Annotated in this window: 17 protein-coding genes; 5 read left to right on the top strand and 12 right to left on the bottom strand. The window is 44.0% G+C overall.

Annotated features, from left to right (window positions below; all coding sequences use genetic code 11):
- Positions 1 to 528: GGDEF domain-containing protein (locus RH85_RS10740; protein ID WP_138956468.1), on the top strand; the 528-nt coding region annotated here is incomplete at its 5' end.
- 285 nt (positions 529 to 813) lie between these two features.
- Positions 814 to 2,133, top strand: a complete 1,320-nt coding sequence (locus RH85_RS10735) for an L-cysteine desulfidase family protein (protein ID WP_006712259.1) — start codon at positions 814 to 816, stop codon at positions 2,131 to 2,133.
- Between the two features lie 101 nt (positions 2,134 to 2,234).
- On the opposite strand, the gene RH85_RS10730 is transcribed toward RH85_RS10735, so the two are convergent.
- Complete coding sequence (locus RH85_RS10730) at positions 2,235 to 2,552, bottom strand: hypothetical protein (RefSeq protein ID WP_006712258.1); 318 nt, start codon at positions 2,550 to 2,552, stop codon at positions 2,235 to 2,237.
- A 288-nt stretch (positions 2,553 to 2,840) separates the two neighbouring features.
- Positions 2,841 to 3,281 carry a hypothetical protein gene (locus RH85_RS10725; RefSeq protein ID WP_006712257.1) on the bottom strand — a complete coding sequence of 147 codons (441 nt, stop codon included), beginning with the start codon at positions 3,279 to 3,281 and terminating at the stop codon, positions 2,841 to 2,843.
- Between the two features lie 296 nt (positions 3,282 to 3,577).
- Here RH85_RS10725 and RH85_RS10720 point away from each other — a divergent pair, with 296 nt between their 5' ends.
- Together RH85_RS10720 and RH85_RS10715 are read left to right on the top strand one after the other, a co-directional pair.
- A complete protein-coding gene (locus tag RH85_RS10720) occupies positions 3,578 to 4,126 on the top strand; it encodes a DUF2975 domain-containing protein (RefSeq protein ID WP_006712256.1) in 549 nt (182 codons plus the stop codon).
- A gap of 9 nt (positions 4,127 to 4,135) precedes the next feature.
- Positions 4,136 to 4,354, top strand: a complete 219-nt coding sequence (locus tag RH85_RS10715) for a helix-turn-helix domain-containing protein (protein WP_006712255.1) — start codon at positions 4,136 to 4,138, stop codon at positions 4,352 to 4,354.
- 66 nt (positions 4,355 to 4,420) lie between these two features.
- Here RH85_RS10715 and RH85_RS10710 read toward each other — a convergent pair whose 3' ends face one another.
- The 9 genes from RH85_RS10710 to RH85_RS10675 all read right to left on the bottom strand — a co-directional run bounded on the left by RH85_RS10710 (position 4,421) and on the right by RH85_RS10675 (position 16,219).
- Positions 4,421 to 7,114 (bottom strand): DUF2339 domain-containing protein, encoded by a 2,694-nt coding sequence (locus RH85_RS10710; protein WP_006712254.1) that lies wholly within the window; start codon positions 7,112 to 7,114, stop codon positions 4,421 to 4,423.
- Between the two features lie 284 nt (positions 7,115 to 7,398).
- Positions 7,399 to 8,130 carry an NAD(P)H-dependent oxidoreductase gene (locus tag RH85_RS10705; RefSeq protein ID WP_006712253.1) on the bottom strand — a complete coding sequence of 244 codons (732 nt, stop codon included), beginning with the start codon at positions 8,128 to 8,130 and terminating at the stop codon, positions 7,399 to 7,401.
- Between the two features lie 43 nt (positions 8,131 to 8,173).
- Positions 8,174 to 8,326, bottom strand: a complete 153-nt coding sequence (locus RH85_RS22295; protein WP_241210390.1) for a DinB family protein — start codon at positions 8,324 to 8,326, stop codon at positions 8,174 to 8,176.
- Between the two features lie 121 nt (positions 8,327 to 8,447).
- Positions 8,448 to 8,924, bottom strand: coding sequence for a DUF2059 domain-containing protein (locus RH85_RS10700; protein WP_006712252.1), 477 nt, complete (start codon positions 8,922 to 8,924; stop codon positions 8,448 to 8,450).
- A 225-nt stretch (positions 8,925 to 9,149) separates the two neighbouring features.
- Positions 9,150 to 9,764, bottom strand: coding sequence for a trimeric intracellular cation channel family protein (locus tag RH85_RS10695; protein WP_006712251.1), 615 nt, complete (start codon positions 9,762 to 9,764; stop codon positions 9,150 to 9,152).
- 113 nt (positions 9,765 to 9,877) lie between these two features.
- The gene (gene gad, locus RH85_RS10690) at positions 9,878 to 11,272 is read right to left on the bottom strand and encodes a glutamate decarboxylase (protein WP_006712250.1); all 1,395 of its coding nucleotides are present in this window, start codon (positions 11,270 to 11,272) and stop codon (positions 9,878 to 9,880) included.
- 15 nt (positions 11,273 to 11,287) lie between these two features.
- Positions 11,288 to 12,247, bottom strand: a complete 960-nt coding sequence (glsA, locus tag RH85_RS10685) for a glutaminase A (protein ID WP_006712249.1) — start codon at positions 12,245 to 12,247, stop codon at positions 11,288 to 11,290.
- A gap of 14 nt (positions 12,248 to 12,261) precedes the next feature.
- Positions 12,262 to 13,782, bottom strand: coding sequence for a glutamine/gamma-aminobutyrate antiporter GadC (gene gadC, locus RH85_RS10680; protein ID WP_006712248.1), 1,521 nt, complete (start codon positions 13,780 to 13,782; stop codon positions 12,262 to 12,264).
- Between the two features lie 862 nt (positions 13,783 to 14,644).
- A complete protein-coding gene (locus RH85_RS10675) occupies positions 14,645 to 16,219 on the bottom strand; it encodes a DEAD/DEAH box helicase (RefSeq protein WP_006712247.1) in 1,575 nt (524 codons plus the stop codon).
- Positions 16,220 to 16,828: 609 nt separating this feature from the next.
- Between RH85_RS10675 and RH85_RS10670 the strand changes: the two genes are divergently transcribed.
- On the top strand, positions 16,829 to 18,037 hold the full coding sequence (locus RH85_RS10670) for a NupC/NupG family nucleoside CNT transporter (protein ID WP_006712245.1): 1,209 nt from the start codon (positions 16,829 to 16,831) through the stop codon (positions 18,035 to 18,037).
- A gap of 228 nt (positions 18,038 to 18,265) precedes the next feature.
- Here the strand turns inward: RH85_RS10670 and RH85_RS10665 are convergent.
- Positions 18,266 to 19,406 (bottom strand): Ig-like domain-containing protein (locus tag RH85_RS10665; RefSeq protein ID WP_006712244.1); only part of this gene is annotated, 1,141 nt, incomplete at its 5' end.

Genomic DNA, 19,406 nt, shown 5'->3' with positions numbered 1-19,406 from the left:
GTGGCCAATCATGACCAACTAACGGGACTCGCCAACCGAGCCAATGCGGTAAGCCGTTTACAGGAATCACATAATAACGGTGAGTCACAAATGGTCTGCTTCATTGATTTAGATGGTTTCAAAGCGATAAACGATCAGCATGGCCACGCCATCGGCGATCAACTGCTCTGCATGGTTGGTAAGCGCCTAACGACAAGCCTTGCGCAAGAGGATATCGTCGCACGTTTAGCGGGAGATGAGTTCTTACTTGGCATCAATGGTATCTGCTCTTCACCATCGATATTCAACCGTGTGGTTGAAAAGCTCTCTGCACCATTTATGATTGATGGCATCGCTTGCCAAGTGACGGCAAGCTTAGGCATCAGTTACTGGCCAGCAACGGACACCTCCAGCCTTGACCAAAAAATCACCGAAGCTGATGAAGCAATGTATATAGCTAAACGCCAAGGTAAAAACCAATTTTATTGCTTAGAGCATGCCCATGTTAGAAGCAATGATGCGACAACAAACATTAGCCAATCTGCATAAAGCGTCTGTTTATACTGGCTAATGGGTCATCGAGATATTCCCGCTTCGGCGGGAATTTTTATGGCCCCAATTTAACGCTCGGCTCAGATTTAGGACATTCCCATCCAAAAGAGCTTATTCGGAGAATTTTTTCCTCTTAAAGCACCTATTTGTCATTGATAAAGCAAACTTTTTTTCCTTCTCCAGCGCTATATTAAATCCATATTAATATTATGGGTTTAATCTGCCCAATCCGCCTTTTTGCAGCAGCATTCTGCACAAAGCACCATAGAGTGAGTAGGTATTGTGAAAAAACATTTGTGGAATGGCTTTATCAATGTAGTCAAAAAAGAAGTCGTGCCAGCACTGGGCTGTACTGAACCTGTTTCTGTGGCACTAGGTGCTGCGATTGCCATGCGTCGTCTTGCCGCAATGCACTGTCTCGATAAAACTTCACTGCAGAAACTGCGCATCGATGTATTAGTATCACCGAATTTGATGAAAAATGGCATGGGCGTAGGAGTTCCTGGAACGGGCATGGTTGGCCTGCCGATTGCCGCAGCAGTCGGAGCCCTTGCTGGTGACGCTGATGCCGGTTTAGAAGTGCTTAAAACCATTACTGCCGATGACGTAACCAAAGCAAAAACGCTGCTAGATCAACAACGGGTGTCTGTTGGCGTCGCGCCAACCGCGCATATTCTTTATGCCCAAGTTTCTATCTCTGTAAATGATATTTCAACCTCAGTGACTATCGCTGACACCCATACTCAAGTTGTCGAAATTAAAGAAAACAACCAAGTCATTTATAGCGCTGAATCTACAGCGGCGCAGTGCAGTAACACTGAGCAAAGCGACTTTCCCTTTGCCGATGCCAACGCCATCGATATCTACGACTTTGCCACTCAAGCCGAACTGCAACAGATTGCTTTTATTGAGCAAGCCTATCAACTCAACAATGCACTCTCTATTGAAGGCTTAACCGGAAAATACGGCTTACAAATTGGTGCAACTTTTCAACGTAATATTGACCGAGGCTTACTTAGCCAAGATTTGCTGACCGATATTATGCGCCGCACAGCTGCAGCTTCTGATGCCCGTATGGATGGCGCAATGAAACCTGCCATGAGTAATTCCGGTTCAGGTAATCAAGGCATCGCAGCCACCATGCCGGTCGTTGTTGTAGCAGAGCATTTAAACGTTGATCGTGAAACCATGATTCGCGCATTAATGCTTTCTCATCTGATGGCGATTTACATTAAGAGCCACCAAAATAAACTCTCCGCACTTTGTGGCGCGACCACAGCATCGATGGGCGCCGTAGCGGGAATGACATGGCTGCTTGGTGGGCAATTTACCCACATCAGCTCCGCGATCTGTAACATGATTGGGGATATTACCGGCATTATCTGTGATGGCGCTAAAACAAGCTGCGCGATGAAAGTATCATCATCAGCCAGTGCTGCGATTAAAGCGGCAATGATGGCGATTGATGGCATTCGCGTCACGGGTTCAGAAGGGATTGTTGATACTGATGTAGATGTGACCATTCGTAATATGTCTGCACTCGCCAACGGCGCGATGACTCAAACTGACGTGCAAATTCTCGAGATTATGGTGCAGAAATAGCCACAAAAATGACGACATAAAATTAAAAAGAGTTGCCACAATGGCAACTCTTTTGCGTTTAATTCCCTATAAATAGGCTCATTTAACGCCACTTACAAAGCTTACATGTTATGGGCAGTTTTATGATGTTCGCGTGAATGCTCTTTATGGTCATGCTGTTTAGTTTGATGATGTCGATGCTCGTCATGCTCATGATGGTCATGGTGGGTTTGTTGAGGGTGTTTGTGGCCTTCCGGATTACCGCCGTGCTGAGTATGAGGATGGCTTTTCTCATGATCACGAACTTGATGATGATCTTTATTATGTTTGTGCTCTACATCGCTGCCATAACGACGATCCATTTTTTCATGATTAAACTCTGCATCATGTTGTTTGCCATGAATCGCTTGGTTAGCTTGTTGCTCATTTGAATGACTCATAATAATGACATCCTTAATTGAAGGGAGTGATGAAGCAAGCTTGGCGCAACACACACTGTTCATCAGCGCCAATCTAGTTTCTGTGCCACTCGAACTTACTCCTATCTCCCCTTCTCACCAATCACGAATCTACCAAAGATATTACCCATTAATGAGTGTTGTAATAACAACAAGACCGGCGTAATCCCAAACATCCAATCACCGACAACGTCACTGATAAGGGAACAAATTGAGATCAAAAAACCAGATAGTTACCCAATTTTTATTGTATTTATCAGCATTGTCCCTTCATTTTCCAACACTTTTATTCTTACTAATGTCGCTCAACAACTCGTCCATATGTACATTGAGGGAACGAATTCGTACCGCGCAATAGCAAATTAAAATGGTAAATATCGCGATAAATGTAACTGAATAACTGTAAGCTGAACGATCAAACCCCGAGGCTAATGTGCACAGAGCCATCAAAATATAGAAACCAATAAAATGGCTATAGGTTTTCTTCCGAGCAACTACCGCACGCAAGACAACTTCGTTTGCTCGAAGCAACTCTTCACGCTCTTGCAAGACAAATTGATTATGTTGCTCAATAGCTTCTGCGTTAACACGACATTCCTCAGAACAAACGTAACCATGATCGATTTTTATAGCGCATTCAGGACACAAGAAGATTAAGCAAGATTTACAAGAACAAACCGCATCCACTTCAGGATGATTAAAACAGCGCATTATCGCCTCTCATACTTGTTATGCTCTACGCAGCCAGAAGGCCGCTATTCTAAAGAGAATGGAGTGATAACTCGTTGATAAAGGTCACAACGTTGTCGAGCTTAGCGAAATGAAAATAAACTTAAAATAGACAGCTTCATTCCGTCGAACACTACTGTTTGATTTTCCTAACAAAAAATCATCTCTTGAACATCAATAACAATGAGCAACAACCAAAATTTATCGATAAACAATAAATTTTGGTTGTTTTACTTTGATAAAATGCTAGATTCATAGCCTTACTAAGGAGGATCTCTATGCAAAAAATCCAAACATACAGTCGCTATATTCGATTCGTTCTACTAATGCTGCTCGTTATCACCCCTATCGCCAATCTTTATTTTTGGCTAATGGTCCAGTCAGAATATGATTTCTTAACCTCAATGGGCATTATTCAATTAGGATTTGATATCTCAGCTTTCACACAAGAGCCATTAACGCTGTCAGCTCGATTATGGGCATTTGCAGCAAGCATGGTTCCATGTGGTATCTTGATGTACGCCTTTAGCATCCTAGCCAGATTATTTAAATGCTATGAAAAAGCAGAAGTTTTTACGCTCGATACAGTAAAATATTTTAATAATTTAGGCCGCGTATTCTTTTTGTGGGCCTTTGGCAACGTAATTTACAGTGGTTTGATTTCAGTCGCGTTAAGTTTTAATAACCCACCGGGTGAACGTATACTCGCGATCACCTTTGCCGGATTAGACTTAATGTCGATCTTCTGTGGTTTTATTGTCTTAACCATCGCGTGGGTAATGAAAGAGGCGCAACAGCTTGCAGACGAACATCAACACACCATCTAAGAGGTAACTATGACCATTACGATTAATCTTGATGTGATGATGGCTAAACGAAAAATTCGTTTAAAGGAACTGTCTGTCCTTGTGGGGGTAACAGAGCAAAACTTATCCATTCTTAAAAATGGTAAAGCAAAAGCAATCCGCTTTAGCACCCTAGAGAAAATCTGCCAAGCTCTCGAGTGTCAACCGGGTGATATCTTAGTCTATGACAATAGCGATAGTACCGACTAAATACAGAAAAGCGCCAGCGAATGCTCACTGGCGCTTTTTCTCAGTACACAATTGCAACGAAACGAATCAATGCGACTCATTATTGTGCGCTTTGATCTGTAAGCGCTGAAATAGCCATCCTAAGCCGATCAAACAACCACCAAGCCCCATAAAGCTGATAGCACGCCATAATCCCTCAAGCGCAGCGGCATCCCATAGGAATACTTTACACACTGCCACGCCCAACATAGCGAAACCAATCGTTTGTATCACACGTTGCTCACGTTGCAAGCCATAGTAGGTGATCGCAACGCCAAGCAGAATCAGCGCGACTGAATAACTGAATAGTTCCGCCATGCTGGTTGGCATATCGAGGGTCAAAGGTCCTTGCTGCCAGAACTGACGAATACTGTACATAGACCAAAGCAACAGAAGTGCGGCTGCGACACCGAGTAACCAACGCGTTTGATTTGGATATAATTGTAAGCGTGCAATCACCACCAAGATCAGTGCAGGTAACAACCAACCGACACTTAGCCAATTCATAATAGGCCAATCACTACCAAGGATATAAAGATTGGTGAAGGGTTGGAATACCGTGTTCAGTAACACCATGCACAGTGCAGCGGCCACCAGCATAACTAAGCTGTAACCGCGGTAGAAGAGACTGAGCGATTGGCTATGGTAGGCTTTGAACTGATACACCCCCATCAAAGCGACACTTTGACCAGCAAATATAGCAATATTGTCAAACTCTAGCTGATAGAAGAAATTGAAATCGCCAAGTAACCAATAATTAGTTTGAGAGAAAACCAAAATTACGACGAGATGCAAAATCGCTGCGTCAAACCATTCTGCCATGACGTATTGGCGCTGATTTAATATATGTCGAATCCAGCCAAACACGAATAAAGTTGGCACAATCGTTATTAACAACCAGCTCCATTGTGGTATCGCCATCGCTTGCAGTTCAGGCCAAAATGGCAACAGCGAAAGTCGCGTCACTAACAAAGTCCCAAGTGCTTTGAATGCAAATATATTAGGAGTTAGCCATTGTCGCTGATATTGAATCGCCATCAGCAACATTTGCGCAGCAATCAACAACGTCAACTCACCGCCTTCACTGTACACCACACAAAGGCTGAGCAATAAAGCATGACTTGCCACAGATAAATTGGCTCTAAGAGCACTCAATCTGATCGCTAACCAAACCAGTAGTAACATAAACACCATGGTGAACATGGTCGCCATTAAGCGATATTCAGGCTGATAAAAGTCAATATAAAGCAACGCCCCTACCGTGAGCGACGGGGCTAACGTCACGGCTTGCCAATAGCTAATTTTCGATTTGTCCCCTCGCTCGTATTGAGCAATGGTTCTTAGCTGCACCAACAGAATTAGCGCTCCACTGATCGCCAATATACCGACCATGATCTCCGGCTGCGTCTCCATGATCATTAAAGCCGTTGCGAGGATACTTAGCGAAGCAATTAGATTGACCCAAGCGAACGATCGAGGGGCGCGCCCTTTGCGACAAACAGGAAATAATAGGAGTAATGTTGGCAACACGAAATAGGTCAAAGACGGCCAGCCTAACGTCGGCGTCTTATCCAATAGCAGTGCCGTGAGGATAGCTAGGATCGCAGCAGGGATTGCTGCATAAAAAAATGGAGGCCGCGTTCGGTAGTGGCATTTAAACTGAAGCGACCAACCCATTTGAGGCACAAACACCAACAGGTAAGTGGAAAGAGGCACAAACAGTCCAAACCACAACAATAGATCGCCGGGGGGTAACTCATACGCGATCGTGAATAACCACAAGCTGTGCAGCGCAATAATGCCATACGTGAGCCATGCAATACGCGTCAACTGTTGTACCCAAATCCCCGCCATTGAAATACTACTGATATAGCATGAAAGCAAAATGAAATTCGGCTCAGCACCACCAATCCATATTGGCGCGGAGTAGCCACCAAATAAACCCAACACGGCCATTAATGGCCCTAAACGCTTTGATAATACCAAAGCAGCGGCTGCCAAAGTTGCCATTAGTGCCAATGCAATTGCTGGCGGAATAAAAGCGTAAACCACCGCGGAAAATATAACGGTACCGTACAACCCGCTCATCCCAGCACCATAAACCGCAGCCGGAATATAAGCATCCGCTTTTTGATGCAAGAACTCGCCATCTAGCGCGGTAATTTTCTTGTGCAACCACTCACCAAGGCCAATCATTGAACAAGAAACGATAACGGCAATGATCACTCGGGCAAACAATGGAATGGTAAAATTAGTGCCGACGGTTTCAATCAGGTAAGCCACCCCAATCACCATTGCCACGCCACCAACCCAAACTAACCAGTTTTCTTTTACGTGCGTCATCCAGCGCTCAAACAACTGCGTTACGACATCAGAAGTATTCGCTTTCGCATGTGGGGAACGCGGCTTTGGCTTAGTCGGTGCATTTGGCTTCACCGCGATTAACGACTCGTTAGCAATCGAAGAGTAGTCTGATAGAGGCAATTCTGAGTCAGTTTGAGTGTGAATTTGCGATGTTGCTTTAGGGGCTTCAGCCACGATGTCATGTAGCGTGTTTGGCGGACTATTCTCATGAAGGGTCGCACTAGATGGAGAGGCAACACCAACAGTACGTAACTCATTAACTTTTTGCGTCAACACATAGACTTGTCTTTCAAGGGATTGCACCTTGAGGAAGGCAACCAGCGCGATGATGGGCGTAGCAATAACAGCCAGACCCAATACTATAAACAACAGTTCCATCGACAAATCTCTCTCTACCGCTAATTAGCAATACGCCCGTTAGAGTTATTATTGTAATCCATTCAGATTAAGTGATTGATGCAAAAACACAATTGTATGATATCCCTTACAGAAATCTATGCTCACAAATGTAAAAAAACCAATAAGAAGTCAGGGTTCTAGCCAACCACAACCAAGCAAGAAATAAACAAGCAGACAAGGTTTAGACCCATTGTCTGACGCAAAATGTAACCAACTATAGGCAAGCACTATTGCGTCTTAACTGATAGGTTGAGTAAGTTCACTTACAATCCAACCTCTGCACCCGACTCATCCCAATCCTTCCACCCATAAAAGTGCATGGGTTCGAGTTGATTGAGTTGTGTCACATGGCTGCGCCAATCTTGCAAAATTGCCTCAAGATCCAACTCAAACTGCTGAGGTGTTTTATAAGTAAAGCCTCTATTTTGGATCTCGGTAGCGAGATAAGGAGGCAATACTTCGAACCCCATGTAGTGAAGAGAAAAATTGATGGAACGTAACAATATTTCAATCTCACCACCACCGCGGCCATTTTCCGTAAACGTCGATAAGGGAGCACCTGATGTCACCGAACAGATTGCTCTTCGACCTCGAAAATAGCCCTTATCATAGCGCATGGTACTGGTATACAAACCACCGCCAACGAATACACGATCAAACCAACCTTTTAGCATCGCTGGCTGTTGATGCCACCAAAGTGGGAACTGAAAGATCACAAGATCACTCTGCTCTAGGCGTTCAATTTCTCGTTTGATATCTACATCAAGAGTTTGAGTTTTATACGCATTTCGTTGCTCAGAAAGAATATCAAAACGGTTCGAGTCAATTCGACTTTTATAATGTTCCGCACGCTCTACTGGGTCAAACTTTTGTGCATACAAATCTGAAACGACGACCTTATGCCCCGCTTGCTCTAGTGCTTCCACTGCCAAATTGGTCATCGAAGCATTAAAGGACTGTGGCTCAGGATGGCAATGTACGATCAAAACATGCAAATTAATCTCCTTGTAGATATTGGTTAAAACATTGACGTCGACACTAAATTCTATCGTCTGGGATCTCCAATAAGAAATCCGTTACGCCTACATCGACTGCTAATTGACTGAGCACAGCGGTTAACTGACCTCGGTGATGGGTTTGATGATTAAAAAGATGGCTGATAAGCGCAGTAAAATGTCGCTCGCTAACCACTCCCGCCGTATTGGAATACACAAGTTTATGGTTAAAATCATCACTGCAGTCTCTGGTGAATAAGTAATATAAAAAAGCAGACTCTAAGTCTGCTCTTTCCAATTTGAACTCAATTCATTGGCTAATTGATTTGATGCTTTTCAAGAAAAGGGGTTAATTTTTCCATCAATTGCTGCTGTTTTTTTTGTGCTTCGACCATACCAAACTGTGCGCCCATTTTTGCTAATTCAGGCGCTTTTTCGATGGTCTTCTGTCCCGTCGGGGTCTGGTAAAATTGAATCATATTCTGGATATCTTGCTCAGTGAATGTCTCCGCGTATAGATCAACCACTTGTTGTTTGATCAGTTCCTGATCAAGGTCGTTATTAAACCAATCACGATAAATATCTTTCAGTTGCTCTGTTTCACTTGAATTCAACTCCATCCGTTGTGCCAACTGATTCACTATCGGGAGCATCGCTTCAAAGCCTCCTAAGATCTGCTCATCGATTTTCATTACTTGCAGCATTTTTTCAACTGATTCATTACTTGGTGATGTGCTCGCATACGCAGAACCAACCAATCCAATCGATAAAACGAATCCTAATAGTGCTTTCACAACATCCTCCTTGGATATAGATATAATTCAATTGGCCTTCATGGTAACAACGCATACCATCGCAAACTCACCACAGGCAAGGACAAAATGTTAACACCAAAACGTTTTCATAGATAAGACAATCAGTTAGTTAACTCACACTATGCGATGTTTTCAACCTGACTAGCACTCTTAGAAGCCGCAATAGACCATCCAAAACTCATCCTGCTGCACCAGCAATTTTACTTACTTGAGCAACAAGTATCTTGGAAAGCTCTTCTTCGTTACTACAATGTAAATTCTAAATATGACGATAAAAGCAATGCAGATAATCGTGTTCACATCGGCATTCATGCCTAAGTGTGAAAAGCCGACAAACCCCATACAACCAATGATAACCGGCGTTGCATAAAATTCAGTGTTGTTGAACATTGTCGGGCGGTTCACGATGACATCGCGTACTACGCCGCCAAAGACAGCGGTGATCACCCCCATCGTAATGGCGACATAAGCCGCATAATCTTGATGAACCATCTTTTTGACCACTAAGATAGAAAAGATTGAAATACCAATCGCATCCAAGACTAAAATAAGTCGTTCCGCTTTAAGCTTTCTCAATTCCGCAGCAATAAAAAAACCGACCAGTGAGCTGATAATTGCCGCCCAAAAATAGTCCGGATATTGAATCCAAAAAACTTGCTCAGTCGATAAAATAACATCCCTAACCGTACCTCCTCCCAAAGCGGTGACTAAACCCAGTACTAATACACTAATAATATCTTTACCTTTATTCGCTTCACTGAGCACCGCACTGAGTGCAAAGGCGCAGATGCAGATAATTTCAGTAATATGGACAAACATACGATTCAGACTCTTATAACTGGCTAGACATAAAACCAATAAAGGCCAACTGCATACACAATCGGCCTTTATTTTAGTATTGCACCTTATACCGTATAGACGGTAGTTCGGGCTTAGTGACCGCTATGATCAAAGGAGCTTGAATCTTCCGCAGTACAGTTGGTTGAACCATTTTTCTCAAGAAACTCAATTGAGCGTTTGAAATCTGCAATCAGTAGGTTGGCTAAATCAATGGTTAGGCCCTGTTTTGCCAAGATACGTTGCACGACCATTGTCTCGATATTTGCAGGCAAGCTGTAGGCTGGTACTAACCAACCACGAGTACGTAGTCGATCCGCTAGGTCGTAAAGTGTGTAATCTACTTTCACACCCGGTTTTAAACGCCATGCGATAGCCGGAATGCCTTTCTCGCGATTACCGTCGAATAAGAACTCAAACAGATCGAATTTATTTAGCTCTTGAACTAGGTACTCACACACATCGTAGCTTGCTGAGTGGATACGTTGGTATCCTTCAAAGCCTAGACGAAGGAAGTTGTAGTATTGAGCAATAATCTGGCCCGCAGGGCGAGAGAAGTTCAATGCGAAGGTTGGCATGTCACCACCCAGGTAGTTAACGTGGAACACCAAGCCTTCTGGTAGGTCTTCACTGCTACGCCAAATGATCCAGCCCACACCCACCGGTGACAAACCAAATTTATGACCTGAAGTACTGATTGATTTAACACGTTCTAGGCGGAAATCCCATGCATCTATTTCAGGCGCACAGAATGGAGCAAGCATCGCACCACTGGCACCATCAACGTGGATATCGATTGAAATACCCGTCTCACGCTCGTAACCATCTAATGCATCTGCAAGAGGTTTGACGGTTTCGTACAGACCCGTAAAGGTTTGACCGAATGTTGGTACCACCATGATGGTATTTTCATCCACCATATTGAGCATATCTTCTGGCTGCATGAAGTAGTGGTGCTCTTCCATGTCCATTTGGCGAATTTCTACGTCCCAGTAGCGTGCAAATTTTTCCCAACACACTTGTACCGGGCCGCACACCATGTTTGGTTTATCGATGGATAGACCTTGCGCACGACGTCGATCGCGCCAACGCCATAGCGCAGCCAACCCCCCCAGCATACATGCTTCACTCGATCCAGTGGTTGAGGTACCGACGGTGGTCACTGCGTCCGGCGCATTCCATAGATCCGCTAGCATATGCACGCAACGACCTTCAATTTCTGCCGATTGAGGATATTCATCTTTATCGATCATGTTCTTATCGATAGAGAGATCCATCAACTTATGAACTTCATCTTCTTCCCATGTTTGGCAGAACGTCGCCAAGTTTTGGCGCGCATTACCATCAAGGTAAAGCTCATCACGGATCATTTGGTAGATCACTGTTGGTGATTGTTCTTGCTGTGGAAGCTTTTTCGCAGCCGCAACTTTATGGATGTCTTCTGAGCCAAAAATTGGATCATTGTTTGGATTTACATTATGAAGTGCCATATTTTTCTTCCTACCTTAATGTTGCTGACTACTGAACAAATTCCAACCCATGGTTTGAGCGATTTGTTTGATCATTTGTTGGCCACGTACGCTATTACCGAACTGGTCTAAGCGTGGAGAGAATGCGGCTAGAGCACCGACATTTGGGATAACAGTCACTAAGCCACCGCCGACACCACTTTTACCCGGCAAACCAACGTCATACGCCCAATCACCTGAGGTATCATAAAGCCCCTCCATCGCCATTTCGGCCAAAATATGCGGGATGTTTTCTGGTTGAATCAGTTGTTTACCAGAGCAAGGGTTCTTACCACCGTTAGCTAACGTTGCGCCCACCGTCGCCAGCTCAACCGTATTAAACAAAGTTGAACATTGGCGGGTATACACATCACAGGCTTGCATCGAATCAGAATAAATACAGCCTGCTGATTCCAGTAACAATGCGATGGCACGGTTATGGGTATTGGTGGTTTGTTCTGACTGGTTTACTTCATCAGAGAGCACAATCTGACTATTGGCAAGCGCAGACTGGAAGGCCAGAATTTGCTGCCAACGATCTTCTGCATCCGTCGCTTTAACCATACTCACGGTAGCGATAGCACCGGCGTTGACTAACGGTGTAAGCGGTTTACCTTGATGAAGCTCCAACGCCAACACCGAATTAAATGGCATACCCGTCGGCTCTGCACCAATTTTGCTATGCAGCTCATCGGCACCAGATTGTTCTAACACTAGCCCTAGAGTCATCACTTTCGAAATAGATTCAATCGCAAACGGGAACTCCGCATCTTGCAACTGAATGACTTCGCCAGTAACAGAGACAAAGGCTAAGCCGGTTAATTGTGAAGGAACTGACGCTAAGAACGGAATGTATGAAGCATTTTCGCCATTATGGTTAGTAGCGCTATTTTCCAATGCTTGCTGCATAACCGCAGCAAGCTCGTCGTTAGATTTAGAGGTATCACGTTGTGACATTACAAAACCCTACCTTACGAATTCAATGTATGCGTAACTTTGTCAGATGTATTGATCACACCAGGGTGCATATCTTCAATTTCCCACGTGAACGGTGCAAAGTCTGTCACTGCAGGGTCACGCCAGTGCGGTTTACGTGCGCGGTAAATTACAAATGGTACCGCAACAAAAATAACCGTTAGTGCAACGAGAATACCGATATAAGCTTCTGGGCTACCTACCGAGATTTGACTTGGTGGGATAAACGAGAAGACAAATGCAATCAATGAACCAATGAAACCAAGGCCAGCCACTAGCCACATGCCAATGTTGCCACCAGGGATACGATAAGGACGAGGACGGTTAGGCTGGGTGTAACGTAGGTGAATAGCCGCCGCAAACATCAATAGGTACATGATGAGGTAAAGCACAACCGTTAACTGACTTAAGATCTGATAAGCCGCTTGAACCGAAGGTAATACAACAAAGACGGTTGAAATCATGGTAACGAGTAACGCTTGCGCCATCATGATGTGTGTTGCCATGCCATGCTCGTTAGTTTGTTGCCAAAAACGAGGAAGATACCCACCTTTCGCCACAACCAATAAACCCGATGAAGGACCCGCAACCCAACCAACAACCATCGCCAATACGCCAAGAGCTAAACAGCTTGCCATAATCGGTGATGCCCAACTAATCCCTGCCCATGCAAACATTTCGTCATAAGCAACGAGCAAGCTTTGCGTTAAGCTGATGTCTTGTTGTGGAATAACAAAGGCAATCGCCAACGTTCCGAGAACAAACACGCTAACAGTACCAATGGCCGCAATCATTATGGCTAGAGGATAATTACGAGCCGCATTGTCTACCTCTTTAACATGCAGTGCGTTCATTTCCATACCGGCGTAGAACAAGAAAATACTCGCGGCCAGCACAACATTATTAAAGTTGGAGAAATCAGGAATCACTTCACTCCAAGAGAGCTCGATTTGAGGTGGTTTACCTGAGAAGAATAGGTAAGAGAAACCTAATACGATAAGCACGATACCTGGAATAACGGTACCGATTAAGCCGCCCCATTTGGCTACTTTTGCAAATGCATCAGTGCCACGCAGAGCAATGAACGTCGCAATCCAATAAATGGCGAGCACAATGCCAAGAACAAAGAACTTATTTTGTGCTAATGCTTGGTCCCACGACTGATCAGGACCAACAAACGCAAGCGAGACTGAACCAAAGGTTAATGCGGTTGGGAACCACACCGTAACTTCAATCCATAGCATGAACATCGCAACCAGTGCTAAGCGAGGACCAAATGCCTCACCAACCCAACGAAAGATACCGCCTTTTTCCGACCACCCCGTCGCCAGCTCAGCGGCAACCAGTGAAACGGGAATAAGAAAAACTATCGCAGCAAATATATAGTAAAAAATCGAGCTTAGGCCATATTCTGCTTCTGCAGGAAGGCCCCTTAAACTGACCACTGCAACAATATTCAGCATGGCGAGGGCAAAGATTCCTATGCCCCCTTTTTTGATCGTATCCGTTTTTGCCATGTTTACTAACCTCATATTTATCATGTTTAAATTAGACAGGTCAGGTACTGCGAGTAGGCATATAACCACATGATTGTTCGGGATTATATGGAGACAGGAGAAACCCAATGCCCGCAAAGTACCACTATGAGACTAGACTGAATATTCCAGAACTGACAATTTAATGTTGCGTAGATAGGGGTTGTGAAACAACGTGCGACATGAGAAAGGAGTAATATTGCCTGTACCTGTGTAAAGCGTAATATAATTGCTGTAGCACAGCATTTATCGCGCAACAGACAGAAATGCATCATTTTAGTGAATTAGTCACCAAATATAGATGTAACCAATGATTTATCACTTAGCTCGATGAGCCATTCCAACCCAATCCATTACGACTTATTGATAACTTTTAAATAATTAGTGTGATTTTTGTTATTTAAACCTTGAAAGTAATGATTTACACAGATAAGCAAGCGTGATTTCCGTCTCATTTAATTGCAATTTGAATGACAAAGCTATAACTGACTTAGCCTAGAGGCTGAAATAGCAACTCACTTGAGACTGAATAGAGTACATAGAACACACTGCATCATTTACATTTAGTTACACTCACGGCGAGTGAGAAAAACACTGTAAGATCAATGGAAAAATCGTCCAAAGCGGCCATTTTTTAAACTAAATTATTTTGATTTTTTTTGCTTTGATCACGAAAAATAACCGCTCACATTAAGGAGCGTCATACTATAAAAGTTAAATATCCCCCTTTTGACCAATTTTAATTTCCTTTATCAGACACTTTCAAATTGTATAGACACAAAAAAGCCAGTGACGAATCACTGGCTTTCCGTTTAATTCAGCGACTTTTTTATCTTGTCATTGATTAGCCACGGTTGCTATTTGCGGCAGGGCGAGGACGACGATTTTGCTGAGGTTTACCGGCCGTATTCGCGTTACCACCAGAGCGAGAGCGATTACCGTTATTGCTCGAGTTGTTATTGCCGCGATTGCCACCAGCATTACCATTACGGTTAGCGTTGTTACCACCACCAGTGTTGCCGCTGCCAGTGTTACCACCTGATTTCGCTGCAGGCTTTTGACCATTGCCAACAGGCTTAGAACCGCTGTTTGGCTTGCCATTTTGAGCTTTCTGTCCATCTGCAGACTTAGGGCCGAAATGACGTTTGTTTTTGCCAGCTGGTTTGTTACCGCGAGCGTTATCACCTGAGCGCTGGCCATCCGCGTGACCGCTTCTTGGGCTCTTCGCTTTCTTTGGCTTCTTCGCTTTGAATGGGCGAGTATCCAAACGAGATTCTGGCAGAGGATTGCTTGGTTTGAAACCTTCTAGATCCATACGTGGCAGTAGCGTTTGGATTAAACGCTCAATGCCAAATAGCTCATCAGTTTCATCAGCACAAACAAGCGATACCGCTTTACCCGCTTCACCAGCACGACCAGTACGACCGATACGGTGCACGTAATCTTCTGGGACGTTAGGCAGGTCAAAGTTCACAACTTGTGGTAACTGAGGAATATCGATCCCACGCGCAGCAATATCGGTTGCAACCAATACGCGTACATCACCTGATTTAAAATCCGCTAACGCACGAGTACGCGCACCTTGGCTTTTATTACCGTGAATTGGTGCCGCTGTTACACCTTGCTCATTTAGATAGTGAGCAAGACGGTTTGCGCCATGTTTCGTGCGGCTAAACACCAACACTTGACGCCAGTTACCGTCAGTGATCAACTTCAACAACATCGCAGGCTTCTTACCTTTATCGGCAGGGTAAATGCACTGCTCTACTTTTTCTGCGGTTGAGTTAGCCGGCGCAACTGAAATCTCAACTGGGTTATTCACCAAGCCTTTTGCAAGGTCGCGAATTTCTGGTGAGAAGGTCGCAGAGAACAGTAGGTTTTGACGCTTTTTCGGTAGCAAGTTTAGGATTTTGCTGATGTCGCGGAAGAAACCCATGTCCAACATACGGTCAGCTTCATCTAATACCAATACTTCAAGTTGTGAAAAGTTCACCGCTCTTTGATTGAAAAGATCAAGTAGACGACCCGGAGTTGCCACCAAGATGTCACTGCCTTTGCGCAACTGCATCATTTGTGGGTTAATTTTTACGCCACCAAATACCACGGTAGAATTAAGATCAAGGTAACGGCTGTAGTTGTGCACGTTCTCTTGGATCTGCGCAGCAAGCTCACGAGTCGGCGTTAGAATCAAAGCACGAACATGGTTGCTCTTCGCTTTTTGACCTTTACTTAGTAGTTCAAGGATTGGAAGCGTAAAGCCAGCTGTTTTACCGGTACCCGTCTGGGCTGCTGCCATGACATCTTGTCCTTCAAGAACAGCAGGGATAGCCTGAGCCTGAATTGGCGACGGCGTATCATATCCTTGCTCTTGAATAGCTTTAAGGATTGGAGCAGAAAGAGCGAGCGAGGTAAAACCCATAAATTTGATTCTCAATATATAGTGGTTCTTGCCGAGCATGACATTTTTGTTAAGCTCGGTTAGAAAAGTTCGACATTCTGAGGCTTTTACCCTTTGGTATCAACATATCAATGCAAATAACCACCTTATCACGCCAGATAGAGCCAAATCACCCGAGGCGAGTGCTTTAATATCAATAACTAACACTCACATTTCTTTTTGTGTTTATTTGAACGCCACTTTTTCATCACGCCTTTAGCCATCACGCCTTGCTGCTATTTTGTCCACAAAACCCAACCGTTTGCGCCAACGTTTTCCTTTCTATAAAAACTTTAACAAAAGTGATCGTTGTCACAGCTAAAAAGGCTGCGTATACTCCGCGCCCGGTTAGATATGAAGCCTACTCGCGCAAATTTTACTTGCATGAATAGATCATTAACCGGCTTTCAATCGACTGAAAAATGGATATTTGCCCCAAGGAATAGGGCCCAGCGTAACTGTGAGCGTTTACGGGTCTTGAATTCGCCTTCGGGCAAGGTCAACATGATGCATAACCATGCTGTGTTGCCGTTGCTTGTGTGCGCGTCATTCTTGTCTCGCCCAAATACAGATACTTAGCAAGGCAATACAATGCAAATCATCTTTAGCTTGGCCGGCATATTGGCTCTATTAGCATGTGCTTACGCACTTTCAGAGAGTCGCCGTGACATCAACTGGCGTACCATTGTTGGTGCTTTTTCGCTTCAGGCAGGTTTCGCTGCTCTGGTTCTCTATTTCCCACTGGGTCAATCTCTACTTGTTACGGTTAGTGACGCTGTATCAGGACTGTTAGCCTTTGCTAACGCCGGTATTAGCTTCCTGTTTGGTGATCTTGCTTCTGGCAACTTCATCTTCGCCATTCGCGTTCTACCTCTGATCATTTTCCTGTCTTCGATTATTTCTCTGCTTTACTACCTTGGCATCATGCAAAAGCTAGTCAAAGTAATTGGTGGTGCGATTGCCCGTCTACTGGGTACTTCTCAAGTCGAATCATTAGCCGCAACCAGTAACATCTTCCTTTCAATGAGCGAAGCATCGCTGATTGTTCGCCCGTTTCTACCTAAAATGACTCGTTCAGAATTGTTCGCCGTAATCGTGGGCGGTATGGCATCAGTTGCGGGTTCTGTTCTTGGCGGTTACGCCGCTCTTGGCATCGAACTAAAATACCTGATTGCAGCCAGCTTTATGGCCGCACCGGGCGGTTTATTGATGGCTAAAATTCTTGTCCCTGAACGCGAGAAGATCAGCCAAAACGATCCCATTGAACTGGAAGCAAGTACCGATGCTAACATCATTGACGCTCTAGCGTCTGGTGCGATGAACGGTGTTAAAGTTGCAGTGGCTGTAGGTGCTATGCTGCTGGCCTTTGTCAGCGTGATTGCAATGGTTAACTCAGGCTTTGAAAATGTGGGCAACTGGATCGGTATCGATAACCTATCGCTACAATTGATTTTTGGTTACCTATTTGCGCCACTGGCTTTCTTTGCTGGTATTCCAGTCAACGAGCTATTAACCGCTGGTGCATTGATTGGTCAAAAAACCATTCTTAACGAATTTGTGGCTTTCTTAGATTTCATCAGCGTGAAAGAAACCTTGTCTGCACACAGCCAAGTGATCATCACTTTTGCACTATGTGGTTTCGCCAACATCGGTTCGATTGCGATTCAGCTTGGTTCTATCGGTGTTATGGCACCAGAACGTCGTCAAGATGTTGCGCAGCTCGGTTTCCGCGCCGTAACCGCAGCGACGCTAGCGAACATGATGAGCGCGGCACTTGCCGGCCTATTTATCGCGCTATAGGTTTTCAACTAAAACCTGAACGACGTTTTACTTAAAACAAAAATTAATAAAGCCCACTCTTTCCCATTGAGTGGGCTTTTTAGTTTCTTAAATCTATCTTGACTATTGGTTAGGGTAATCTTTTTGCATCATACTTAAAAATAGGAATATTTTGATTTACCTCTTACGTATCACAACATATTCAATAGCCTCAGCAGAATCATCAAGCCAGTATGTCATAAAGATCGTCTAATTCCGCCACATAACAGGCGCGTATTCTGTAGCGTCATCTGAAACCCATGGGTTTAGCCCTCCGCCATACGATGAAAACAATACGGACGAGACTCCTGGCGAAGTCCGCCAACCAGTCCATGATCCCGCAACCACGCCAACATAATATTCGAAATCTTCATCCGCTGTATATATCTCAAATACATCAGAATAAGTACCAGCCCCTTGAGAATAGTGGCAATTTTCTTGTTGATCATATTTTGTCCTAGTGCAAATATACCCGGTATAAGCACCTCCAGAATATAGTTGTACCTTTATCGATTTCACATCAAACCAATCGAATTGGCTTTTGTTACTATATTTATTTCCAATCGCAACGACTTGAACATGATAATTACCGGTATCACCAAATTTTACGATATGCCCATCAACAAAAAAATCTGCCGACAATGTTGACTTGTTATTTATTTTCAACGTCCATAATTTGTCACTTACCATAGTCTTAAAATTATCTCCTACATAATACAGGACGTACGTAACCGAACCGTTACGAGGTAACACTTTTTTATGGCCAACATTGATTAACTCTAATCTCTTATATACAAGAACATGATTTTCAGAAACATCTCCCACTTCATTAACCGTTGCTTCAAAGTCAATCCTTGAGCCATCAACAGGATATTGAAAATCAACTACACCTTGATCATTTGTTTGATATTCTTTTGTGATTTTATCTCCAGAACTATATTTAATATGAACCTGTACGCTTACCCCTGAAACCTTTTGAGACAACTGAATTGTCGCTTTTTCCATCTTAACGGTTTCAGGGATATACAATTCACCATCACTTAATTCACCATTTAATAAGAACTGCGTAATAGTTGGCATAGATACAAATTTAACAGACACTGAGGATGATTTACCTTCTACAGCCGCGGTAACTTGGCTGTATCCCGCGACAGTAGACATTATTAGCGCTGTCGCTTCCCCTTTGTCGTCTACCTTACCGTCGCTAACCGGAGAGACGGTGGTTCCCTTTGTCGTCGATCCAAAGAGCACTTTGACACCCTTGATGGCATTATTATTTTTATCGACCAATTTGGCGGTAATTTGGTGGGTGTGTACACCATCTGCCACCACATCTTTCTCATTATCACCC

Source organism: Vibrio ichthyoenteri ATCC 700023 (assembly GCF_000222605.1).
Classification (GTDB): domain Bacteria; phylum Pseudomonadota; class Gammaproteobacteria; order Enterobacterales; family Vibrionaceae; genus Vibrio; species Vibrio ichthyoenteri.
This window is presented reverse-complemented; position numbering and strand designations above follow the sequence as displayed.